The organism is Mycobacterium pseudokansasii, assembly GCF_900566075.1.
In the GTDB taxonomy this organism is placed as follows: Bacteria; Actinomycetota; Actinomycetes; order Mycobacteriales; family Mycobacteriaceae; genus Mycobacterium; species Mycobacterium pseudokansasii.
Window position 1 is genome coordinate 4,688,774 of record NZ_UPHU01000001.1, and the last position, 24,021, is coordinate 4,712,794.

The window sequence follows — 24,021 nt, forward strand, 5'->3', positions numbered from 1 at the left end:
CGAGTGTGCGGCTGGGACTTTCGGTGTGCGGCTGCGGCGTCGAGTGTGCGGCCAGGGCGGCCGAGCCGCAGAAAACCCGCCCAGTGGGCACACTCGACGCCACCTGGGCACACTCGACGCCACAGCCGCACACTCGACGCCACCTGGGCACACTCGACGCCACCTGGGCACACTCGACGCCACCTGGGCACACTCGACGCACTCAATGCGCCAAGGCGCGCAGGAAAAACGCCAGGTTCGCCGGGCGTTCGGCCAGGCGTCGCATCAAATAGCCGTACCACTGGCCGCCGAACGGCACGTAAACCCGCAGCTGATTACCGGCGGCGGCCAGTCGCCGCTGTTCGTCGTCGCGAATGCCGTACAACATCTGGTATTCGAAATCACCAGCGGTACGACGTATTCCAGTAGCCATGCCGCCGGTCGCGCCGATGATCGCCGGGTCGTGCGACGCCACCATCGGGTACCCGGAACCGGATAGCAGAACGTGCAGGCAGCGCAGGTAGGAGTCGGTGATCTCGGCGCCGTCCCGGTAGGCCACCGCTGTGGGCTCGTCGTAGGCGCCCTTGCACAGCCGGACCCGGGCGCCTACCGAGGCCAGCTCTCGGCAATCGGCAAGCGTGCGCCGCAGGTAGGCCTGCACAACCGTGCCCAACCAACCGAAGTCGACCCGCAGGTCACCCGAGATCGACAAGGTCGAATCGGTGGTGGTGTGGTCTTCGGCGTCGACGGTGACCCACACCCCGACCTGCTCGGCCCGCTCGCAGATAGTGCGGGCATTGTCCAAGGCGATCTTCGGGCCATCGCGGTCCAGCGCCTGCCCCAGCGCCGACAGCTTGACCGACACCTCCAGCGGCCGCACCCCGGCGAATGCCGTGTCCGCCCGCCGGCCCAGCGCGTCGAGCAAGTCGAGGTAGGCCCGCACGATGGCCGCGGCGCCGTCAGCGTCGGTGACATTCTCGCCGAGATAGTCGATGCTGACATAACGTCCCGAATCACGCAGCACTGCAATGACTTTCAGAACGCTATCCAGCGTTTCACCGGGCACGAACCGGCGCACCACCCGCCGGGTCACCGACGAGCGCTCGGTCATGAGCCGCAACCTGTCGGACCGTCCGGCCACCAGCAGGGCCGGGCGCAGGGTGCGGGCGAACAACCGGGCCATCAGTCGGCAGCCATGTGCGGGTAGTGGTGGTCGGTCACCGGGACGAACGTCTCCTTGATGGTGCGCGCCGAGGTCCAACGCAACAGGTTCAGCGGCGAACCCGCCTTGTCGTTGGTGCCCGATCCGCGCGAGCCACCGAATGGCTGACGTCCGACGACCGCACCGGTCGGCTTGTCGTTGACATAGAAGTTGCCCGCAGCGAACCGAAGCCGGTCTTGTGCCCTCAGGACCGCGCGGCGGTCGTCGGCGATGACGGCGCCGGTCAGCGCGTAGCGTGATCCGGTATCGATGACGTCGAGGATGCGTTCGTAGTGCCCGTCAGGGTAGACGTGCACCGCCAGCACCGGCCCGAAGTACTCGGTCGCGAATGCCTCGTCGGTCGGGTCGTCGGACAGCAATACCGTGGGACGCACGAAATAGCCTATGCTGTCGTCGTATTCGCCGCCAACGGCGATCGTGACACCGGCCGCGCCCTTGGCCCGCTCGATCGCGTCGACGTTCTTGATGAAAGCGCGCCGGTCGATCAGCGCTCCACCATAGTTCGACAGGTCGGTGATGTCACCGTATTTCAGCTCGGCGACGGCGCCCAGGAAGGCATCACCCATCCGCTGCCACACCGAGTGGGCGACGAACGCCCGCGACACCGCCGAGCACTTCTGGCCCTGATAGTCGAATGCTCCGCGAATCAAGGATGTGGACAACACATCCGGGCGTGCCGACGGGTGTGCCACCACGAAGTCCTTACCACCGGTCTCCCCGACCAGCCGCGGATAGCTCTGGTAACGGCCGATATTGGCGCCGACCTGCTGCCAAAGGTGACAGAAGGTGGCCGTCGATCCGGTGAAGTGGATGCCGGCCAATCGCGGATCGGCCAGCGCCACCTCGGAAACCGCGAAGCCGTCGCCGGTGACCAGGTTGATCACACCCGGCGGCAACCCCGCGGCTTCGAGCAGTTGCATGAGCAGATAGGCCGACAAGGTCTGGGTGATCGACGGTTTCCACACCACGGTGTTGCCCATCAGCGCCGGCGCGGTGGGCAGATTGCCCGCGATCGAGGTGAAGTTGAACGGCGTGATCGCATAGACGAAGCCGTCCAGCGGACGGTAATCGGTGCGGTTCCACTCCCCGGGGCCGCTGATCGGCTGCTGGGCCAGGATCTGGCGGGCGAACGCGACGTTGAATCGCCAGAAATCCACCAACTCGCAGGGCGCGTCGATCTCGGCCTGGTACGCCGACTTCGACTGGCCGAGCATGGTGGCGGCGGCGACCTTTTCTCGCCAGGGCCCCGCGAGCAGATCGGCGGCGCGCAGGAACACCGCGGCACGCTCATCGAAAGGCACAGCGGCCCAAGCGTTTTTGGCGGCCATGGCGGCCGCGATAGCCGCCGCCGCATCGGCATGGTCGGCGTTGGTCAGGGTGCCCAGCCGCGCGGCATGCCGGTGCGGGGCGACGACGTCGATCGCCTTGCCGTCGCCCATCCGGTGTCGGCCGCCGATGACGTGCGGCAGTTCCATCGGATGACCGGACAGCAAGGCCAGCTCGGCGCGCAGCCGGGCGCGTTCCGGCGATTTCGGGGCATAGTCATGCACCGGCTCGTTGACCGGGACCGGCACTTGGGTAATAGCGTCCATGCCTGCCAGGTTCCCCGTCCCCGCGCCGGAATCGATTGGCCGATACGACAGGAATTGCCACCGCTGCTAGTAGGATCGAACAATATGCGGGTGGCCGGTGTCGGATTGGGCCAGTTACTCCTTGCCCTGGATGCGACCCTGGTCAGCCTGGTCGAAGCTCCGCGGGGGCTGGATCTCACCGTGGCCTCGGCGGCGCTGGTTGATTCCGACGATGTACGGCTGGGCCTGGCCGAAGCGGCGGGCTCGGCCGACGCCTTCTTTCTGCTGGGCGTCGCCAGCGACGAGGCGCTGCGCTGGATCGACGGCCAAGCCCGAGCGCCGGTGGCGATCTTCGTCAAGGAACCGTCCGACGCGGTGGTGGCCAAAGCGGTCCGAGCAGGGTCGGCGGTGGTTGCCGTGGAACCGCGTGCTCGCTGGGAACGCCTCTACCGGCTGGTCAATCACGTGTTGGAGCATCACGGGGACCGTGGCGATCCCGTGGACGACTCGGGCACCGACCTGTTCGGCCTGGCCCAGTCCCTGGCCGACCGAATCCACGGCATGGTCAGCATCGAAGACGCGCAGTCTCATGTGCTGGCCTACTCGGCTTCCAACGAAGACGCCGACGAGCTGCGCCGGCTGTCCATCCTGGGCCGCGCCGGCCCGCCCGAGCATCTGGAATGGCTGGCCCAATGGGGCATTTTCGACGCCCTTCGCGCCAGCAGCGAGGTGGTCCGGGTGGCTGAGCGCCCGGAACTGGCACTGCGTCCGCGGCTGGCGATCGGGATTCACCAACCAGCGGTCACCCCGCGGCGCTCACCGGTGTTCGCCGGCGCGATCTGGGTTCAGCAGGGCTCGCAGCCGCTGGCCGACGATGCCGAAGAGATTTTGCAGGGAGCGGCGGTGCTGGCCGCTCGGATCATGTCGCGGCTGGCGGCCCGGCCCTCCACCCACGCGCGGCGGGTACAGCAATTACTCGGCCTGGCCGATGGTGAACCGCTCGATGCGGCCGCTGTCGCGCGCGAACTCGGGCTGCCCGGCGACGGGAACGCCGCGCTGATCGGCTTCGACACCATTGCCGCCGAAAACCAACCAGCCCGGCTCACCGACGTCTTGGCGTTGAGCGCCAGCGCTTTTCGTCGTGACGCCCAGGTGGGCACCAACGGATCGCGGATCTATGTGGTGTTACCGCACACCGCGACGGCCCGCGCGGTCACCTCATGGGTGCATGGCACGGTCAGCTCGCTGCGCACCGAGCTGGGCGTGCACCTGCGGGCCGCGATCGCCGCGCCGGTCGCGGGTCTGCGGGGGATCGCCGCGGCACGCACCGAGGTGGACGGCGTGCTCGACAGCGCTGTGCGCCACCCCATCTCGATAGGGCAGGTGACCTCGGTGGCCGAAGCACGCACCGCAGTCCTGCTCGACGAAATCGTCACGCTGGTCGGCACCCATGCGCGGCTGGTCGACCCGCGGATACGCGACCTGCGCACCCGGGATCCTGCGCTGGCCGAAACGTTACGGGTCTACTTGGACAGCTTCGGCGATATCGGCGCCGCCGCGCAGGCACTGCAGGTGCATCCCAACACAGTTCGCTATCGAGTGCGGCGGATCGAGAAGCTGCTGTCGACGTCGTTGGCTGATCCCGATGTGCGGCTGCTCTTTTCGCTGGGATTGCGCGTGGCCGAACGGTCTGGTTGACACCGGCCGAATCACGCGCGGAGTCAGTTTTCTTCCGGATACTCTTTTTTCGTGGCAGACCGCCCGTCGTCATACCTGGTGTTGGCATCGCAGCGTAGCGGCAGCACGCTGTTGGTCGAATCGTTGCGCGCCACCGGCGTAGCCGGCGAACCCCAGGAGTTCTTCCAATATCTGCCGACGACGAGCCAGCCGCCGCAACCGCGGGACTGGTTTGCCGGAGTTGACGACGAGTCGATCCTGCGCCTGCTCGATCCGCTGGACAACGGTAAGCCGGACCTCGCGCCGGCCGAGATCTGGCGCGACTACATCCGCACGGTCGGCAGAACGCCCAACGGTGTCTGGGGCGGCAAGCTGATGTGGAATCAGACCCCGCTGCTGCTGAATCGCGCGTGCGAGCTTCCCGATTGCTCGGGCGAGGGCCTCAAGGCGGCCATCCGTGACGTCGTCGGTGAGAACCCGTTCCTTGTCTATGTCTACCGTCCCGACGTCGTGTCGCAGGCGGTGTCGTTTTGGCGTGCGGTGCAGACGCGGGTCTGGCGGGGGCGCCCCGATCCGGTCCGCGACGCTCGCGCCGTCTATCACGCCGGGGCGATTGCTCACGTCGTCACCATGCTGCGCGCCCAGGAAGCGGGCTGGCGCGGCTGGTTCGTCGAGGAGAACATCACACCGTTAGAGATCGCTTATCCGGTGTTGTGGCGCAATCTGACCGAACTGGTCGGCACCATCCTCCAGGCGTTGGGGCTCGACCCGCGGCTGGCGCCTGCCCCGGCGCTGGAGCGGCAGGCCGATCAGCGTTCCGACGAATGGGTGGACCGCTATCGGGCAGATGCCGAAAGGGACGGGCTGCCTAGGTGATGGCGGCCCGGCACATCGCCGGACTGCGCCGCCGCATGCCGCACACGGGACGACGGGCCAGCACGCTTACCGGCATGGCGGGTCTGACGCCGGCCCCACGTGAACGGGTCAACCCGCTCGACGACAACGGTCACGTCTCCTTCCACAGCGCCGGCGTTGCGGCCGGGGTCCAGGTTGGGTCGTAGGCGGTGTGCGCCTGCAGGCATCGGTAGGTCTTGCCGTTGTAGGTAACGGTGTCACCCACCGCATAGGTCGCGCCGGCGGCCCACGAGTTGGCCGCCGGTGGAACCGTCGTCGTTGTGCCGGCGGACGGGGTTGTTGTGCCGGCGGACGGGGTCGATGTGCTGGTGGGCGGTTGACCGGCGCCGACTTGCAGGTCGACGCAGGAATAGAACGCGTTGGGAGTATCGCCGATAATCCATATGGCCAGCAGCTTCTGGCGACCGCTGAACCCACTCAGGTTGACGGTGTGCGTGACCGTCGCACCAGGTGGCGCGTTATTACCGTCGAAGCGGGCGACTTTGGTGGCGCCGATGTAATACTCCCAGCCGGTGGTCCGGTGTAGTGCGGTGTTGGTCCAGGTGAACGAGACGGTGTTGCCGACCGGTGTCGGCCGCCACGGCTTCTTGTCGTCATTGAGCTCGGCGAATTGCCCGAGGCCGCCGTTGCAGCTGGTAAGCCCCTTGGGGCCCTCCACACTCTGCGGCTCATACTTGATCGCGCCGCATTGAACTACGCCCTGTGCACACTGGGCTTGACGGCTGGGCGGAGACGAGACAAAGCCATGCGCAGAGGCGTTAGCCATCGGAAGAAAGACCTGAAGACAAGGGATCAATGTTGCCGTGCCGATAATAGACAATACGCGGTTCGTCATCTGCGTTTACTCCCTGCGTGTTTCGACTACATCGCATTGATGCCGACGCTATTCGGTTGTGGTGATCGAACCTATACATACGGGACAGATGCGTCAACGATGTTGTACTTACGGCGTTTCGGAATCTGATTCTGTTGCGATGCCGTATTTTAGGAAAACCTGGCTGTGTACATCGTTGCGAAATCACGCTGTTTGGAGCGTATAAAATCGAATTATCCTGGGCTGGAAATCAATTCACCAGCATTGATGCGCGCTACTGGATTCGGCTGCGGCCTCGACGGCGGCGGCCGGACGTCTCCCGGCGAGAGCACGTTGATGCTCCCTCTCGTGTTAGGCGGCAGCCCCTCCGACTGGCTCCCCTGCCGCTTGTTGTCGCAACGTCGGTGCCGGCCCACTCCCGCCGTGCGGGCGTACGTAGCGCCACCAGGTCAACGTCGTGGCGCCGATATAGCACAGCAGGAAGACCCAGAATGCCGGGGTTTCGGTGCCGGCGCTCACATACGACTGCCGCAGCACCAGGTTGACCCCCATGGCACCCAACCCGCCGAGTGTCCCGGCAAACCCGATCAACGCTCCCGACATGACCCGCTCCCAGTCGCGGCGTTCGGCGGCGGTGGCGTTCAGCGCGCGACTGCGATTCTGAAAAATCGACGGGATCAGCTTGAACACCGACCCCTTGCCGATGCCGCAACAGATGAACAGCATGATGAAGCCGAAGATGTAGCCGATCATCGTATGGACTGTCGGCCCCCCGCGAGTCCCCTGAGTGAGGTCGTCGTGGGTGCTGACCGCGACCAGGAACCCACCGGCTCCCGCCATGGCGGCCAATGCACTGAGGGTCACGTAACCACCACCAAAGCGGTCGCCCAACCTGCCGCCGATTATCCGCGCCACCGATCCCAGCAGCGGGCCGATGAAGGCGATCTCCGCCGCGTGCAGCGATGCCTGTGCGTGGGTTTGCCCCGCGGCCACGAAATTGTGCACCAGCACCTGGCCGAAAGCGAACGCGAAACCGAGAAACGAGCCGGAGCAGCACAGATAGAGAAATGAGATGGCCCACGAGTCGGGAACCCGCAGAACCGATCGCACATGGCCCACGTCGATGACGTGGCTAAGGTTGTCCAGGAACAGTGCCGCGCCGACAGCCGCTACGGCCAGCAGGACCAGGTAAACCGCGCACACCACGTAGGGCGCCTGGTGGCCGGCGGTCGCCAGCACTACGAGCCCGACTGCCTGAATGGCCGCCGACCCCAGGTTGGTGAAACCCCCGGTGAAGCCCAGCGCAAAGCCCTTCAGCCGCTGCGGGTAGAAGGCTTCGATGTGCGCCAGCGAAGCGGCGTAGTTGCCGCCGCCCAATCCGGTCAGCGCGGCGCAGGCCAGATATGGCCACAACGGCAGGCCGGGGTTGGCCAGCAACACCATCGCGCCGACGGTGGGGATCAGCAACACCAGTGACGACGAAACGGCCCAATTGCGTCCGCCGAACCTCGTGGTAGCCATCGCATAGGGGATGCGCACGATCGCCCCGACGAACGTCGCGGTGGCCGCCAGCAGCAGCTTGTCGCCGGTCGAAAAACCGTAGACGCTCTGCGGCATGAACAGCACCATTACCGACCAGAGGTACCAGATGGAGAAGGCGATGTGCCCGGTCACGTTCGACCAAATCAGATTGCGACGGGCGATCACGTTGTTGCCGTCGCGCCAGGCGGCAGCGTCTTCCGCATCCCAATCCGCGATGCGATGCGGTCGCGCCATACGGTACTTACCTTTCACAGACGATGTCGGCGTACCACCGAGCGGCAATACATGGTGGCTTAGTGTGCATTCACTCGGGAAGATCAGGCAACAGTGGGTCGGTGCGTTTTGTTGCCCACCGAAACCGTCGGACGTTGCTCGGCCGATCGGTTCGGACGTCCGGCATACGGATTATCAGTATGACGACGCGCCGCCGGCTGGCCGCGGGTTGCCACACTTCTCCACCGATGGCTCTGACGAAAAGTGCACGGACACTGCTCTTCCTCCGCGTCACGAATGACTACCCGATCGGACAGCAACGCAACGCGGTTCTAAGGGGCTCTTGACGACGACCGGTGACACCTGGGCAATGACGAACACGGGCACCGCTGCACGCCGTCACACCGACCACCCGATAGTGAAGCCCAATCGCGGTCACCCGACAACCAGACATCGCTTACGCACAGGAGATTTTCAGCTCACTTGGCCAGTACTGCCAGCCGAGCGGAGACTTCACCTCACCCGGGACCTCACCCGGAACCGGCTCGGCTTCGGGCCACGGCCGACGCTCGAGCAGCGGCGATGATGCAGAGCCGCAGCGCTTTCCGCGGATGTACCCCTCCCCCGGATTGCGGCGCTCTCCTGGTTCGTCGAAATAGCTTGCCGCGTAACCATATCCGGACTCGCGTAATGCCTGAAACCCAGTCCAACAGCCAGTCCAACAGCCAGTCCAACAGCCAGTCCAACAGCCAGTCCAACAGCCAATAAGGTACTGCCGTGGCAGAGTCGCCGGGGACATGTCCCGCTGCCAGAAATCCACGATTCGAAATACCTCCACCCCAATGTAATTCGTGTGATGCCGGTCGGGCTTTCCGGACAGCTCCTCGACGCCGGGCCGCTTGACCACATCGTTACACCCGAAGGTTAGCTGTAAATCTCCTGTGCATCGTTGATACATTTGGTGTCCCTATGCAACAATTGCATGCGACTATTGACTGGTCAGTGAGACGTGCGCTGTCAAGGTGAGTACGCGGCGGATGGTCAACGTGCGTTGGCAGCCCTGCTCGCCCTTGACCGCGCGTGGTCGTTCACAGCCACAAATCGTTGCAACACAACAGCTGTAGGGGCGTCCGTTGTGTTTGGCAACATCCCGGTCAGCCGCCGATTGCCTGACCTAGCCACGAGTGCTCAGCGAGTTCCGCGGCTCGGCTTGTCGCGACCTGAGCGGCACTGAGGAAAACTGAGGAAGGTGAAAAACTGATACTGGACTATGGGGCCCTGGCGCCCGAGATCAACTCGGGCAGAATGTATTCGGGTCCTGGCTCGGCGTCAATGCTGACGGCCGCCGCAGCCTGGGAGACACTCGCAGCAGGCTTGGAGTCCACATCGCGCGCGTACTGCGTCGTGATCTCGCAGCTGCAAGGCGAAAGTTGGTCGGGCAGTGCGTCGGCGGCGATGGGCAGCGCCGTCGCACCATACCTGGCATGGGCGACGGCGACGGGAGCGCAGGCCGAGCAGGCTGCCAGCGGGGCTCGTGCGGCAGCGGCCGCCTACGAGGCTGCGTTCGCCGCGACGGTGCCGCCAGCCCTGGTGATCGCCAACCGTGACCAGTTGGCGACGCTGGTGGCAACCAATGTTCTGGGCCAGAACAGCACCGCTATCGCCGCCACCGAATCCGCATACGAACAGATGTGGGCGCAGGATGCGGCTGCGATGTACGGTTACGCTGCCGCGTCGTCGGCAGCGACCGGGCTGACCCCTTTCCGGGAACCACCCCAGACCACGAACCTCACCGGGCAAGCAGCCCAATCCACCGCGGTGGCCCAAGCCGGCGCCGCATCGGCCGCCGGCAATACTCAGACCAGCTTGACGCAATTGATGTCGACGATGTCACAACAGCTGCAAGCCCTGGCGGCGGGTGGTCATTCGGCCCATTCCTGGTGGCTGGGGCCATCGACGATACTTGCGGCTTTCAGCGCCTTCAACACGCTGGCCGGTCCGGCGAGTCTGGCCTCGAATTTCAGCCGTACCAGCACATCGGCCGGAAGTTTCCTGACCGGGGCCTACCGATCCGGGATTCAGGCCGGCGGCGGCGCCGCGAAAGCGATCGCTAAGGGCGCGGAATCGGTTGGCCCGGCAACCCTTCGCGGCCAGGTGGCAGTGAGTGTGGGTAACGCGACGCCGGTCGGGCGGCTGTCTGTTCCGCAGAGCTGGGCGACGACAAATCCACCCGTCTTGGCGGCTGCCGACGAGCCGATGTGGTTGTCCGACACCGAACTCGACGGCGGCCCGTCATGGTCGGAGACACCGGAGATGCTCACCGGGCCGCCGACCGCGGGCATGGGGCCGATAGCGGGCTTCTCGACGCGTCCCACCGTCGGCAGCGTGTTGCGCGTGGAGCCCCGGCGGTTCAAGATGCCACGCCCGTCGCTCGGCGGCTAGTACGTCGGTTACCTGAACCCGGCCCGTCCATGCACAGAAAGAGTGCCGATGCTTGATTTCGGGATGCTGCCTCCCGAGATCAATTCGGCCAGAATGTATTCCGGGCCCGGCTCGGGACCGATGATGGCGGCCGCGTCGGCATGGGCAGCGCTCGCCGCGCAACTGGAACTGTTCGCGGCCGGCTACTCCACAGTGCTGTCGGAGCTGCTGGACACCAGCTGGTCGGGCGCCGCGGCCATCGCTATGGCCAGTGCCGTCACCCCATATGTGGCGTGGGCGCTGACGACAGCGGCGCAGGCTGAACAAATCGCCGATCAGGCCCGTGCAGCGGCGGCCGCGTACGAGGCGGCTTACGCCGCAACGGTGCCGCCAGAAGTGGTCGCAGCCAACCGCATCCTGCTTGCGACGCTGGTCGCAACCAACTTCTTTGGTCAGAACACCCCGATGATCGCCGCGACCGAGGCCGCCTACGTGGAGATGTGGGCTCAAGACGCGGCAGCAATGTACTGCTATGCCGCTTCGTCGTTGGTTGCCACGCAACCGGTGCCGCTCAGCGCTCCGCCGCAGAGCACAACTGCCGGCGGACCAGCTGACGAGATGGCCGCGGCGGCGCATCTGGTTGCCACCTCGACCGCCGAACACGCCAAACTGGGCCAAATCGTGGCGCAGCTGCTGCAAGCCCTTGCAACAGCAGGGCATTCGGGGTCTTGGTGGACATTCTGGCCGACCCTGTTGCTCACGCTCGTCAGCGACTTCAATACCCTCACCGGCCCAGCGAACCTTGCTGCCGCCCTCAGCCGCACCGTCACCTCGGCGGGCCGATTCGGTACCGGGCTTTACCGCTCCGACGTCCAGGCCGAAGCCAAGGCCACTCCCATCACCCGGGCGACCACGGTGCGGGCCGGACGACTAGGAAACGGTGCGGTGCTTGCCCGGGTGGGGCGCGCTGCGACGGTGGGACGCTTGTCCGTCCCGCAGAGCTGGACGGCGGCCATCTCGCAGCCCAGCGTCGGCGATACGCTGCCGGAGCCCCGCGGAACCGATCTTCGCGCCGTTTCGGCCGGCGGCCCAGACTCACCGCACGGCATCTCCAACCGGCTGCCCGGCACGGGGCCGATGACCGGCAACGTCGCCCGACGCACCGGCACCCCGGTGTTGCGGACGGGGCGTCGCCGCTTCACGATGCCCCGTCCGCTATCCGGCGGATAGCGCGGTGCAATGCGTGCCGCCGGCGAGCACATGCGACCGTTATCGTCTGCCGACGTGTTGCACTGCTCCGGCGTCTCCGGCATCCGGGTACTTCGGTGGCTCCTCCAGCACGTGGTAGCCGGGGTCGAGCATCCACACGGGCCGGTTGCCGCTCTGGCGGGCCTTGCCGGTGATCCGCACCAGCTGGCCTGGCTGGATGTCGGCGCCGCCGCGCCCATCGCGAAACGCGATCCGGATGTCCCCGCTCTCGTCGCCCACCAGGATCCATCGCTGCGTTCGCCCACGTTTGCTGATGTCCTCGACCTGACTGACCCGCCCTTCGATGGTCGCGCGCTGGCCGGGAATCAGCCCCGCCACGGTGATCACCGTCGGCGGCCGTTCGGGATGCTCGTAGGCGTGGACAGCCGACCCGGCGTCCCGGGAGACCCACACTTCGAGCCTGTCCAGCACCCGCGCCACCCGTTGCTCGATGCCGTCGGGGTAGGCCTGCTTGATCCGGGACTGGACGTCGTAGGGCACGATCGTGGCCGCGGCGTCCGGAATCAGGCTGACAGCCCGCGCGATCTTGTCCGCGGTGCGGTCGTGCAGCAGCCGCCCCAGCACCGGCGCGAACGTTCGACGCGGCAACAACACCGTCACGTTGGTGTTCGGATGCTCATCACGCGCTTGGGCAACCAGCAGCTGTGCCGCGCGGTTGATGCGCCGATCCGGACAGTCCACCACCCGCAACGGGGTGTCGAGGTCGAAGTGGTCCCAGCGTTTGCGCAACTGCGCGGCCTGGGCCGCGTCGACCATGAAATGCACCGCGATCAGTTCGTCGGCGCGAAGCCCTTTCCCGTACCGCAACGCCTCGAGCACCGAGAGATCGACCGAACTCACGAAGACATACACCCGATGCCGGGCATACCTCACCACCTCGGGACGGTCGGTCCGGAACATCTCGAGAATGGCCGCCTCGGCCCGATACTCGCGGTTGAGCCGCATCAGGACGAACACCAGTATCGGAAACACGACGACAACCAGCCAGGCACCCTCGGTGAACTTCGCCACCGCGAAGATGCCCACCACGACCGTCGACAAGATTCCCGCCGACAGGTTGATCGCCAACCGGTAATGCCATCCGGGTTCGCGTTGGGTCAGATGGTGTTTGGTCATCCCGTAGCCGGCCATCGAGAACCCGGTGAACACTCCGATCGCGTAGAACGGGACCAACGCGTTGACCGACCCACCGGTGATCACCAGCAGCGCTACCGATAGCGCCGTCAGGGTGATGATGCCGTTCGAAAACACCAGGCGGTAACCACGTTTGGTCAGCTGCCGGGGCAGGAACCGGTCTTCGGCGACGAAACTGGCCAGTGCCGGAAACCCGTTGAAGCTCGTGTTGGCACCGGTGAAAAGGATTGCCGCGGTTGAGGCCTGGACCAGGACGAAGAAGACGTGTCCGATCGCCCCGGTGCCGAATACGGCTCGGCCGATTTGGGAAAGCACCGACGGGTATTCGGTGCGGTACGGGGTGGCATGGGTGGCGTAGGCAAGATAGGCGACACCGGCCAACAAGAAACCAAGAATGCAGGCCATCGTGGTGAGAACTCGACGCGCATTGCGGCCCTGCGGTTTCCGGAACACGTCGACCGTATTGGAGATCGCCTCCACGCCCGTCAGCGACGAACCGCCGTTGGCGAATGCGCGCAACACCACCAGGATGGTTGCACCCATCACCAGCCCGTTCCCCTGGTGGACGGGCACCGTCCCGGGCAGTTGCGCAGGATCGTATACCGGTAAGTCACCGAATATTTGGCGGACGACACCGGTGATAATGGTCAAGGCGATCATGACGACGAAGAAGTACGTCGCCGCCGCAAACGGTAGTCCGGCTTCGCGCATGCCCCGCAAGTTCGCATAGCAGATGACGATCACCACACCCACCGTGATTTCCAGGCTGTAGGGACCCAGCGCCGGTATGGCTGACACCACCGCGACGGTCCCGGCCGCCGACTGCACCGCGACGGTGACCACGTAGTCGATGAGCAGTGCCGCAGCCGCGATCTGCGCAATGCGCGGCCCGAAGTTCTCCCGCGCCACGATGTAGGAACCGCCGGCTCGGGTGTAGGCGATCACGACCTGCCGGTACGAAGCCGTGACCAGCACCAGGATCAGCAGGATGACGCCTGTGAGGGGCAGCAGCAACGCGAAGGCCGCCAGTCCGGCGCTCGGCAGCAGCTCGATCAGGATCTGCTCTGGACCATAGGCCGTCGACGAGATGGCGTCCGGTGAAAGTGCACCCAGCGCAACCGGATTCGACAGCTTCTCGGATGTCAGGCTTTCGGTGACGAGCGGTTTGCCCAGAAACACCCGCTTGACGATGTCGCCGAGCGACAACGGGATGGGCGGCTTGACAGCCGGATTACCAGCCGAAGCGGTCACGACCACTCCTTACCCGATCCTTACCCGAGGTGCAGCGTTGAGCAAGCATTCCCAGCATTCTGCCAAGCCGGTGTCTGGTTGCGTGTTGGTTAGGGTGGGCACTCGTGGAGCCTGGCCGTGACCTACACTCCCGCGGCTTCGCCGGCGAATGGCGACGGTATCAGCAGCAAGCATTGGACGCGTTCGATGCCGATGTCGCCACGGGCGACAACCGGTCGTATCTGGTGCTGCCGCCGGGTGCCGGAAAGACGATGATCGGACTGGAAGCCGCGCGCCGGGTGGGACGGCGCACCTTGGTTCTGGTTCCCAACACGGCGGTCCAGGCACAGTGGGCCGCGGCGTGGAATACCAGATTTCCGCCACTGGATCCGTCGGCGCCGGCCTGCGGAACCGACCGTGCCCTGACCTCGGCGATGAACGTGCTGACCTATCAGTCGCTGGCGGTCATCGACGGCGAAACGGATGCCACGGCGCGGCGGGCGATCCTGCGCACCCGGGACCGCCAAGCCTTGCTGGGCCTGCTGCACCCGAACGGCAGGGCATTGATCGAGCGGGCCGCATCGTTGGGACCGTGGACGCTGGTGCTCGACGAGTGTCATCACCTGCTGGCGACGTGGGGGGCGCTGGTCGGGGCGTTGGTGTCGGTGCTGGGCCCCCGGACGGCGCTGATCGGGCTGACCGCGACCCCGGCGACAGCGCTGACCGAGTGGCAGCGGGCCCTGCACGACGAGCTGTTCGGCACGGCCGACTTCGTGGTCCCCACACCTGCCCTGGTCAAAGAAGGCGACCTGGCCCCGTATCAAGAGCTGGTCTACCTGACCGGGCCAACCCCGGAGGAGCAGGCCTGGATGGCGACCGAACGCGCTCGCTTCGCCGACCTGATGCTGGCGCTCGTCGACCAACAAGTGGGCAGTATGTCGCTGGCCGCCTGGCTACGGACCCGGATCGTGGACCGGTCGACACGCGACGGCAACCAGATCGCGTGGTCGACCTTCGAGCGCGCCGAACCCGCCCTGGCCGCAAGCGGACTGCGCTTCGTCCATGACGGCCTCATTCCGCTGCCCGACGGCGCCCGCCTGCGCGAGCAGCACCGGGTCGCACCCGACGCCCACGACTGGGTCACCGTGCTGACCGACTTCGCCGCCGGCCACCTGCTCGACAGCGACGATCCGCGGGATGCGCAGGCGCTGACCGCGATCAAACGGGTACTGCCCGGCCTCGGTTACCGGCTCACCAGTCGCGGAGTGCGCGTCGCCACCTCACCGGTGGACCGGGTGTGCGCGCTGTCGGAGTCCAAGGTCGCGGCGACGACCCACATCCTCGATGCCGAGGACACCGTGCTGGGAGCGCGGTTGCGAGCCCTGGTGCTGTGCGACTTCGAGTCCATGACCGGCACGCTTCCCACCTCGCTGAAGGGAGCGCCCGTCAACGACCTGTCGGGGTCGGCCCAGCTGGTCACCGCCATGCTCGCCGCCTCCGACAAGCGGCGCGCCAGCCCACTGCACCCCCTGCTCGTGACGGGTCAAACCTTCGCCTGTCCCGCCGCGATCGAAGACGACCTGACGGCCTTCTGCGCAAGCCGGGGCGCGGTGGTCAGCACCGAGCCGCTGCGGACCCACCCCGGGTTGCGGCTTGTGCGCGGCAACGGCAACTTCGGCCCCCGCACCTGGGTCGCGCTGGCCACGGAATACTTCATGACCGGACGGGCCCGCGTGCTCGTCGGCACCCGCGCGCTGCTGGGCGAGGGGTGGGACTGCGCCGCGGTCAACGTCACCGTCGACCTGACCAGTGCGACGACCCCGGGAGCGATCACCCAGATGCGCGGCCGGGCACTCCGCAGAGATCCCGCCGACGCCGGCAAGGTGGCCGACAACTGGTCGGTGTGCTGCGTCAGTGCCGATCACCCGCGCGGCGACGCCGACTACCTGCGGCTGGTGCGCAAACACGACGCCTACTTCGCGGCGAGTCCGCAAGGGCTCATCGAGTCGGGGGTGACGCATTGCGATCCCCGCCTGTCGCCCTATGGCCCGCCGGCGGCCGATGCCGGCATTACCGCCCGGGCACTGCAGCGCGTCGCCGAACGCGGCCAGGCCCGGGCGTCGTGGCGGATCGGTGAGCCCTATCAGGGAACCGATGTGGCAACCATCCGTATCCGCTCCCAGCGCTCCCCGGGAATCGCCGCACCCGGGATACCCGCGTCGGCATTGGCACCGCCGGTGCCGGGGCGGCGCAGTCCGCTCCGCACGGCACGGGCCGCCATCGCCGGCGTGTCCCTGGCCGGTGCGGCCAGCGGCGCCGCAGTCGCCAGCACCAGCCTTGGCCCGCTCGCCGCAGCTGCCACGGCCGGTGGCGTCATCGCGACCAGCGTAGGGCTACTGGCGGCTGCCGCCGGAGCCCAAAGCCGTCGCCTGTCCCACGCACCCAACGCTCTCGAGCAGTTGGCCGCCGCCGTCGCGGATGCGCTGCGGGCCGCCGGCGGTGCCGACCGCGGATCCGAGGGGCTGCGAGTCACCGCTGATCCCGACGGCTGGATCCGCTGCGAACTCGGCGGCGTGCCCATCGAGCAGTCGCAGCGGTTCACCGCTGCCCTCGACGAGCTACTGGCCCCGCTGACCGAACCGCGCTACCTCATCGGGCGCAAGATCCTCACCCCGCCCACCGGGCGCGTTGCCCGGGGCCTGTTCGCGGCGCGCGCCGTCGTCGGCCTGCCCCTGCCCGGCGCCATCGCCTGGCACAGCGTGCCGCAGTGGTTCGCCCGTCGCAAGGACCGGCTGGGCTGCCTGCTGCAGTCGTGGCGACAACACATCGGTCCGCCGCGACACCTGCGGGCCGACTCCCCCGAGGGCCAAGCCATTCTCGAGCTGTTCCGCGGCGACAACCCGCTCGCGCTCACCACCCAGCTCCGCACGACCTGGCGCTGACCCGCTCAGCTGAGCCGCGTAACCGCCGCGGCGATGCGCTCGTCGGTGGCGGTCAGCGCGACCCGCACATGCTGCGCGCCGCGCGGTCCGTAGAAATCACCGGGCGCCACCAGGATGCCGCGCTCGGCCAGCCAGGCGACCGTGTCGTGGCACGGCTCGCCGCGGGTGGCCCACAGGTACAGGCCGGCCTCGGAGTGGTCGACCGCGAAACCCGCCGACCGCAGGGCCGGCAACAGCGCGGCCCGGCGTTGCGCATACCGGTGCCGCTGCTGCTGTTCGTGAACGTCGTCGTCCAGGGCGGCCACCATGGCTGCCTGCACGGGTGTGGGCACCATCATCCCGGCGTGTTTGCGCACCGCCAGCAATTCGGCGACTAACGTCGCATCCCCGGCGACCAGACCGGCCCGGTAGCCGGCGAGCGACGAGGTCTTCGACAGCGAATGCACCGCCAGCAACCCGGTATGGTCGCCGTCGCACACCTCGGGATGCAGCACCGACCGCGGTCCCGGAGGGGCGACGTCCCAGGCCAGACCGAGATAGCACTCGTCGGAAGCCACCAGCACGCCTCTATCACGGGCCCACCCGACGACCTTGCGCAGATGATCGACTCCGAGAACCCTTCCGGTGGGGTTGCTCGGCGAGTTCAGATACAGCAGCGCCGGGGTTTGCGGGCCCAGCTGGGTCAGCGAGTCCGCTCGCAGCACCTGCGAGCGGGCCAGCCGGGCGCCGACGTCGTAGGTCGGGTACGCCAGCTCGGGCACCACCACCACGTCGCGCGGACCCAGACCCAGCAGCGTCGGCAACCAGGCGATGAGCTCTTTGCTGCCGATCACCGGCAACACCGCCGACTCGGCCAGCCCGGTGATGCCGTAGCGGCGGGCCAGCGCCGAAACCGCGGCCCCACGCAACCGCGCGGTCCCCGCGGTGGCGGGGTAGCCGGGCGCGGAACTAGCGGCCGCCAACGCTTCCCGGATCAGCGGCGCGACCGGGTCCACCGGGGTACCGACCGACAGGTCGACGATGCCGTCCGGGTGGGCGGCGGCCCGCGCCTTCGCATCGGCCAGCGTGTCCCACGGAAAATCCGGCAGGGACGCCGACACCCGGCGACCAGGGTGCGGAGCTGCGAACCTGGTCAGTCTTCTTCGCCCTGCGGCGGCAGATCCTTGACCACTTGCGGGTCATTCTCGGTCATCCCGACCTTGGCCGCGCCGCCGGGCGAACCGAGCTCGTCGAAGAAGTCGGCGTTGATCTGCGTGTACTGACTCCACTGATCGGGCACGTCGTCTTCGTAGTAGATCGCTTCAACCGGGCAGACCGGTTCACACGCGCCACAGTCGACACATTCGTCGGGGTGGATGTAGAGCATCCGGGCACCCTCGTAGATGCAGTCGACCGGGCACTCCTCGATGCATGCCTTGTCCTTGATGTCGACGCAAGGCTCGGCGATCACGTATGTCACGGACGTCTCCTCAACGTGTACTTCAGCTACTGCTCGGTGTGGGGCTGCTGCTTGCCTTACCGCGGGCTCCGGGCCGCTGACCGGCGAAGCGTTCGGTTACTGATACTAGACGTTGCACATACACGTCAACCAACTGGCACGCCGGTCAGGGCACGGCCGGCATGCACCGCGCCGCACAGCGGCCGAGTGACATTTATGCTGCCCCGGTGGGCTGGCCCCGGTGGGCTGGCCCACGCGGTCGTCGCGTCGACGACCGGCTCGATGAGCAGCTCGACTACCGCAGGAGAACCCGTTGACGAGCCAGTACCCGAACCTGTTGTCGCCGTTAGACCTCGGTTTCACCGTGCTGCGCAACCGGGTGGTCATGGGTTCGATGCACACCGGGCTGGAAGACCGGGCCGGCAGTACCGACCGGCTCGCCGAGTACTTCGCCGAACGCGCCCGCGGCGGCGTCGGACTGATCATCACCGGCGGCTACGCACCCAACCGCACAGGCTGGCTGCTGCCGTTCGCCTCGGAGCTGGTCTCGGCGGCGCAAGCCCGCAGGCACCGCCGGATCACCAGCGGCGTTCATGATGCGGGCGCCAAGATCCTGTTGCAGATCCTGCACGCCGGACGCTATGCCTACCACCCGCTGTCGGTCAGCGCGTCGTCGATCAAGGCTCCCATCAACCCGTTTCGGCCCCGGGCCTTGTCGGCGCGCGGTGTCGAGTCCACGATCGCGGATTTCGTGCGGTGCGCTCAGCTGGCGCGCGAGGCCGGCTACGACGGTGTCGAAATCATGGGCAGCGAAGGGTATCTCCTCAACCAGTTCCTGGCACCACGCACCAACAAGCGCACCGATTCCTGGGGCGGCACACCGGCCAACCGCCGCCGGTTCCCGGTGGAGATCGTGCGTCGCACCCGCGCGGCGGTCGGCGCCGACTTCATCATCTGTTATCGGATGTCGCTGGCCGACTACGTCGAGGATGGCCAGAGCTGGGACGAAATCCTTGCGCTGGCAACCGAAGTGGAAGCTGCCGGCGCGACCCTGATCAACTCCGGTTTCGGCTGGCACGAGGCGCGGGTCCCGACGATCGTCACCTCGGTGCCCAACAGCGCGTTCGTCGACATCAGCAGCGCCATCGCCGAACAGGTCAGCATCCCGGTGGCGGCCTCCAACCGGATCAACATGCCCCAGGCCGCCGAACACATTCTGGCCGAGACCCCGGTGCGGTTGATTTCGATGGCCCGGCCGCTGTTGAGCGACCCGGCATGGGTGGCTAAGGCGGAGTCGGGCCGAGCCGCGGAGATCAACACCTGCATCGCCTGCAACCAGGCCTGCCTGGACCACGCATTCGCCAAGAAAGCGGTGTCGTGCCTGCTGAATCCACGGGCGGGACACGAGACGACGTTGGTGTTGTCGCCGGCGCGGCGCGCTCGGTCGGTCGCCGTGGTGGGCGCCGGTCCGGCCGGTTTGGCGGCGGCGGTCAACGCCGCTGCGCGGGGCCACCGGGTCACGCTGTTCGAGGCCAACGACTTCATCGGCGGACAGTTCGACCTGGCCCGGCGCATCCCGGGCAAAGAAGAATTCGGCGAAACGATCCGCTACTTCTCGACGATGCTCGACAAGCACGGCGTCGCGGTCCGGTTGGGCACCCGGGCGACCGCCGACCTGCTGACGGGCTACGAGGTCGTCGTCCTGGCCACCGGTGTGGAGCCGCGCATTCCGGCCATTCCGGGGATCGACCACCCGCGGGTGCTGACCTATGCCGAGGCGATCACCGGCGCCAAGCCGGTCGGGAAGTCCGTGGCGGTGATCGGCGCCGGGGGCATCGGATTCGACGTCACCGAACTCCTGGTCACCGACCATTCACCGACCCTGAACCTCAAGCTCTGGAAAGAGGAGTGGGGCGTCGCGAACCCGCCGGAAGCCCGGGGAGCGCTGACCACGCCGCGACCTGCCCCGCCGGCGCGCGAGGTTTACCTGCTGCAGCGCACCAAGGGTCCGCAGGGCAGGCGACTCGGCAAGACCAGCGGATGGGTACACCGGGCATCGGTGCGGGCCAAAGGCGTCCACCAGCTGTCCGGGGTGAACTACGAGCGGATCGGCGACGACGGCCTGCACATCAGCTTGGGCGCGCACCGGCAGCAGCCCCGGGTACTGGCAGTGGACACCGTGGTGGTCTGCGCCGGCCAGGAGCCAGTCCGGGATCTGGAGGGCGCGCTGCGACGCGGCGGTGTCGACCCGCACATCATCGGCGGTGCGGCGGTTGCCGCGGAGCTGGACGCCAAGCGCGCCATCAAGCAGGGCACCGAAGTCGCTGCCCGGCTGTGAAACCCGGCTGTGATCCCCAGGAGGACCGATTTCACTGAGCGTGAAATTGCCGCGGATACCGCGCTGACCTGCAGATAGTTACGCCGGGAAGGATCTCCTCGATAAGCCGTTTGAGATGAGTTAGCCCACGGAGGCTGCTAATCTTGAGCGAAGACGGCAACCCGCTGGGCAGATGTCGTCGACGTCTTGTTGGCGGTGCAATAAATGGGGAAGGTGTCCACACATGAGGCTGTCGTTGAAGGGACTGACTGTCGCTGCCGGCGCGTTGGCATTGTCGCTGAGCGCCGGGGCCGGAGTCGCGTCCGCAGATCCGCTGGATGCGGTCATCAACACCACGTGTAACTACGGCCAGGTGATGGCGGCGCTGAATGCGACCGATCCCGGAGCCGCGGCGCAGTTCAACGCGTCGCCGCTCGCGCAGGGCTGGCTGCATTCGTTCCTGGCCGCGGCGCCGCCGCGACGCGCGCAGATGGCCGCGCAGGTGCAGGCCATGCCGGGAGCTGCACAGTACGTCGGGCTGGTCGAGTCGGTCGCGGCGTCCTGCAACAACTACTGATTCTGAGCGCGCGGGCGTAGCGCCACGCAGGATTCTCATCCCGGGAAGCTTGCGTGCGTTACGCCCGCGCTCTTATGCGCTCTTGGGCCGCCAGCAGGGCGTAGGTTGTGGTGCGCTGGCGCGCGGGCCGGCCTATCCCCTCGGCGATGGCCTCCAGTTCGGCGACGGTTTTCGCCGAGCCGTATTCGGAGCCGGCCATCCGCGAGATCGTCTCCTCCATCAGCGTGCCGCCGAGGTCGTCGGCGCCACCGTTGAGCATCACCTGGGTGCCGGCGACGCCGAGCTTCACCCAGCTGGTCTGGATATGGGGGATACGGCCGTGCAGCATGATCCGCGCCAAGGCGTGCACCGCCCGGTTGTCGCGCTGAGTGGGCCCGGGTCGCGCCGCCCCCGCCAGATATAACGGTGAATTCTGGTGGACGAACGGCAGCGGTACGAACTCGGTGAAGCCCCCGGTGCGGTCTTGGATATCACGCAACACGTTGAGGTGGGCGATCCAATGCCGGGGGGTGTCGACGTGCCCGTACATCATGGTCGACGACGACCGTAGCCCCACCTCGTGCGCGGTGGTCACGATCTCTACCCACAACGACGTCGGCAACTTGCCCTTGGTCAGCACCCAGCGCACCTCGTCGTCCAGAATCTCGGCGGCGGTGCCCGGGATGGTGCCCAGTCCGGCCGCGCGCAGGCTGATCAGCCACTCGCGGATGCTCAGTCCGCTCTTGGTCACGCCGTTGGCGATCTCCATCGGCGAAAACGCGTGCACGTGCATTTCCGGCACCCGGGCTTTGACCGCGCGCACCAGATCGGCGTACCCGGTGACCGGCAGTTCCGGGTCGATACCGCCCTGCATGCACACCTCGGTGGCGCCGGCGACGTGAGCCTCCCAGGCGCGATCGGCGACTTCGTCGACCGACAGCGAGTACGCGTCGGCGTCGCCCTTTCGCTGGGCGAAGGCACAGAACCGGCAGCCGGTGTAGCAGATATTGGTGAAGTTGATGTTGCGGTTGACCACAAACGTCACATCATCGCCGACCGCATCGCGCCGCAATGAATCCGCCAGTGCGACAACAGCTTCCAGTGCTGGACCGTCGGCGGCAGCCAAGGCGAGGTATTCCTCGTCGCTGCAGCCGGCGGGGTCCCGTTCCGCCGAGCGCAGTGCGGCAAGGACATCGGTGTCGATGCGCTCGGGAGCGCGAGCCGCCAGATCGTGCACCTGCGAACGGATGGATTCCCAGTCGCCGAAGGCGCTGTCGAGGTCACTGCGAGCCTCGGTGTTACGGCCCTTGGTGTCGATCGCCGCGTTGAGATCCACCCGGCCCGCCGACGCCATGTCGTCGGGCTCCTGCCACGGCATGCCCACCGGGTTGACGTCACGCGCGAAGCCGGTCGCCGGATCGGCCAGGGCCGCAACGTGTCTGCGCACCCGCGGGTCGATCCATGCCGCGCCCGCCTGCACATACCTGGGCTGTGCGGTCAGCCGCTGCACCAGGTCGTAGCCGGCCTCCGCGGTGACGGCGGCCAGGTCGTCCAGCGCGGGCCAGGGCCGTTCCGGGTTGACGTGATCGGGTGTCAGCGGGGATACACCGCCCCAGTCGTCAACGCCGGCGGCGATCAGCGCCAGGCAGTCGTCCCGGGACACCAGGTTCGGTGGCGCCTGAATGCGCATGCCGGGGCCGAGAACCAGCCGCGCGACCGCCACCGTCGCAAGGTAGTCGTCGATCCCGGCGTCGGGAACGGCAGCCATGGCGGTGTGCTTCTTGGCCCGGAAGTTCTGCACGATCACTTCCTGGATGTGGCCGAACTCCTTGTGCACCTTGCGAATTGCATGCAAGGTATCGGCGCGTTCGGCCAGCGTCTCGCCGATGCCGACCAGCAGGCCGGTGGTGAACGGGATGGAGAGCCGGCCGGCGTCGGTCAGGGTACGCAAGCGCACGGCCGGGTCTTTGTCCGGGCTGCCGTAGTGTGCCAGTCCCTTGGTGTCGAACAACCTCGGCGATGTCGTCTCCAGCATCATGCCCATCGACGGCGCCACCGGCTTGAGCCGCGACATCTCCGACCAGCTCATCACCCCGGGGTTTAGGTGCGGAAGCAGTCCGGTTTCTTCCAGCACCCGTACCGCCATCGCGCGCACGTAGGACAGTGTGGAGTCGTAGCCGCGTGCGTCGAGCCACTCACGCGCCTCCGGCCAACGATCCTCCGGACGGTCCCCGAGTGTGAATAATGCTTCCTTACAACCCAGTTCGGCTCCGCGCCGAGCCACGTCGAGGATCTCGCCGGGTTCCAGGTACATCCCGACGCCGTGGGCGCGCAGTTTGCCCGGAACACTGACGAACGTGCAGTAGTGGCAGGTGTCGCGGCAAAGATGGGTGAGCGGGATGAAGACCTTGCGCGAGTAGGTGATCGGCAGCCGACCCTCCGGGCCGCGCCGCCCGGCCGACTGCAAACCCGCGTCGCGTACCCGCGCCGCGCTGGCGCACAGGTCGGCCAGTTCGTCGCCGCGCGCCGTCATGGCGACGGCCGCCTCATCAAGATTCAGCAAGACCCCGTCTCGAGCCCGCCGCAGCACCCGCCGCAGCGCCGACGCACCGGGTCGGGGCGGCGCCACGGGGTGAGGCAGAGCTGTGGACTCCTGGCGCGAAGTCAGTGGCACGTTGGTACAACTTCCGTCCGCGCGTCAATGGTCCGTAACTCGGCGGGTGCCATATTCGCAACAGTAGCGGCAGGTCCGGACACGCCACTGACCGGCCTGGGCGGCGT

At 67.0% G+C, this 24,021-nt stretch carries 15 protein-coding genes; 7 read left to right on the forward strand and 8 right to left on the reverse strand.

Annotated features, from left to right (window positions below; all coding sequences use genetic code 11):
• Positions 1–202 precede the first annotated feature (202 nt).
• The gene (locus EET10_RS21020) at positions 203–1,162 is read right to left on the reverse strand and encodes a proline dehydrogenase family protein (RefSeq protein WP_122502466.1); all 960 of its coding nucleotides are present in this window, start codon (positions 1,160–1,162) and stop codon (positions 203–205) included.
• Entirely contained in the window at positions 1,162–2,793 is a 1,632-nt protein-coding gene (gene pruA / locus EET10_RS21025) for an L-glutamate gamma-semialdehyde dehydrogenase (protein ID WP_122502467.1), read from the reverse strand. Before pruA ends, EET10_RS21020 begins: the two co-directional genes overlap by 1 nt.
• Positions 2,794–2,877: 84 nt before the next feature.
• On the opposite strand from pruA, the gene EET10_RS21030 reads away from it, so the two are divergent.
• Together EET10_RS21030 and stf0 are read left to right on the forward strand one after the other, a co-directional pair.
• Positions 2,878–4,470, forward strand: coding sequence for a PucR family transcriptional regulator (locus EET10_RS21030; RefSeq protein ID WP_099187598.1), 1,593 nt, complete (start codon positions 2,878–2,880; stop codon positions 4,468–4,470).
• Positions 4,471–4,521: 51 nt separating this feature from the next.
• The gene (gene stf0 / locus EET10_RS21035) at positions 4,522–5,325 is read left to right on the forward strand and encodes a trehalose 2-sulfotransferase (protein ID WP_122502468.1); all 804 of its coding nucleotides are present in this window, start codon (positions 4,522–4,524) and stop codon (positions 5,323–5,325) included.
• A gap of 130 nt (positions 5,326–5,455) precedes the next feature.
• Here stf0 and EET10_RS21040 read toward each other — a convergent pair whose 3' ends face one another.
• Both EET10_RS21040 and EET10_RS21045 read right to left on the reverse strand, forming a co-directional pair.
• Positions 5,456–6,199: a lytic polysaccharide monooxygenase gene (locus EET10_RS21040; protein ID WP_036400597.1), complete on the reverse strand. Its 744-nt coding sequence runs from the start codon at positions 6,197–6,199 to the stop codon at positions 5,456–5,458.
• Between the two features lie 330 nt (positions 6,200–6,529).
• A complete protein-coding gene (locus tag EET10_RS21045) occupies positions 6,530–7,954 on the reverse strand; it encodes an MFS transporter (protein ID WP_063467022.1) in 1,425 nt (474 codons plus the stop codon).
• A 1,239-nt stretch (positions 7,955–9,193) separates the two neighbouring features.
• On the opposite strand from EET10_RS21045, the gene EET10_RS21050 reads away from it, so the two are divergent.
• Positions 9,194–10,375 carry a PPE family protein gene (locus tag EET10_RS21050; RefSeq protein WP_063467023.1) on the forward strand — a complete coding sequence of 394 codons (1,182 nt, stop codon included), beginning with the start codon at positions 9,194–9,196 and terminating at the stop codon, positions 10,373–10,375.
• A 48-nt stretch (positions 10,376–10,423) separates the two neighbouring features.
• Entirely contained in the window at positions 10,424–11,584 is a 1,161-nt protein-coding gene (locus tag EET10_RS21055; protein WP_063467045.1) for a PPE family protein, read from the forward strand.
• A 39-nt stretch (positions 11,585–11,623) separates the two neighbouring features.
• Here EET10_RS21055 and EET10_RS21060 read toward each other — a convergent pair whose 3' ends face one another.
• Positions 11,624–14,008 carry an APC family permease gene (locus EET10_RS21060; RefSeq protein ID WP_425461693.1) on the reverse strand — a complete coding sequence of 795 codons (2,385 nt, stop codon included), beginning with the start codon at positions 14,006–14,008 and terminating at the stop codon, positions 11,624–11,626.
• Positions 14,009–14,112: 104 nt separating this feature from the next.
• Between EET10_RS21060 and EET10_RS21065 the strand changes: the two genes are divergently transcribed.
• Positions 14,113–16,929 carry a DEAD/DEAH box helicase family protein gene (locus EET10_RS21065; RefSeq protein WP_122502470.1) on the forward strand — a complete coding sequence of 939 codons (2,817 nt, stop codon included), beginning with the start codon at positions 14,113–14,115 and terminating at the stop codon, positions 16,927–16,929.
• A 5-nt stretch (positions 16,930–16,934) separates the two neighbouring features.
• Here EET10_RS21065 and dapC read toward each other — a convergent pair whose 3' ends face one another.
• Positions 16,935–18,029 carry a succinyldiaminopimelate transaminase gene (dapC, locus tag EET10_RS21070; RefSeq protein WP_063467025.1) on the reverse strand — a complete coding sequence of 365 codons (1,095 nt, stop codon included), beginning with the start codon at positions 18,027–18,029 and terminating at the stop codon, positions 16,935–16,937.
• Positions 18,030–18,061: 32 nt separating this feature from the next.
• A complete protein-coding gene (fdxA, locus tag EET10_RS21075; protein ID WP_036400599.1) occupies positions 18,062–18,388 on the reverse strand; it encodes a ferredoxin in 327 nt (108 codons plus the stop codon).
• Positions 18,389–18,680: 292 nt separating this feature from the next.
• Between fdxA and EET10_RS21085 the strand changes: the two genes are divergently transcribed.
• Together EET10_RS21085 and EET10_RS21090 are read left to right on the forward strand one after the other, a co-directional pair.
• Positions 18,681–20,705: an NADPH-dependent 2,4-dienoyl-CoA reductase gene (locus EET10_RS21085; protein WP_036400601.1), complete on the forward strand. Its 2,025-nt coding sequence runs from the start codon at positions 18,681–18,683 to the stop codon at positions 20,703–20,705.
• A gap of 223 nt (positions 20,706–20,928) precedes the next feature.
• Positions 20,929–21,261 (forward strand): hemophore-related protein, encoded by a 333-nt coding sequence (locus tag EET10_RS21090; RefSeq protein WP_036400603.1) that lies wholly within the window; start codon positions 20,929–20,931, stop codon positions 21,259–21,261.
• Positions 21,262–21,319: 58 nt separating this feature from the next.
• On the opposite strand, the gene EET10_RS21095 is transcribed toward EET10_RS21090, so the two are convergent.
• On the reverse strand, positions 21,320–23,914 hold the full coding sequence (locus EET10_RS21095) for a bifunctional FO biosynthesis protein CofGH (RefSeq protein ID WP_063467027.1): 2,595 nt from the start codon (positions 23,912–23,914) through the stop codon (positions 21,320–21,322).
• Between the last annotated feature and the right edge of the window lie 107 nt (positions 23,915–24,021).

Bases quoted from the DNA above. Each gene is read 5' to 3' on its own strand.
- EET10_RS21020 (WP_122502466.1), bottom strand. From the start codon at position 1,162: ATGGCCCGGTTGTTCGCCCGCACCCTGCGCCCGGCCCTGCTGGTGGCC.
- pruA (WP_122502467.1), bottom strand. From the start codon at position 2,793: ATGGACGCTATTACCCAAGTGCCGGTCCCGGTCAACGAGCCGGTGCAT.
- EET10_RS21030 (WP_099187598.1), top strand. From the start codon at position 2,878: ATGCGGGTGGCCGGTGTCGGATTGGGCCAGTTACTCCTTGCCCTGGAT.
- EET10_RS21040 (WP_036400597.1), bottom strand. From the start codon at position 6,199: ATGACGAACCGCGTATTGTCTATTATCGGCACGGCAACATTGATCCCT.
- EET10_RS21045 (WP_063467022.1), bottom strand. From the start codon at position 7,954: ATGGCGCGACCGCATCGCATCGCGGATTGGGATGCGGAAGACGCTGCC.
- EET10_RS21055 (WP_063467045.1), top strand. From the start codon at position 10,424: ATGCTTGATTTCGGGATGCTGCCTCCCGAGATCAATTCGGCCAGAATG.
- EET10_RS21090 (WP_036400603.1), top strand. From the start codon at position 20,929: ATGAGGCTGTCGTTGAAGGGACTGACTGTCGCTGCCGGCGCGTTGGCA.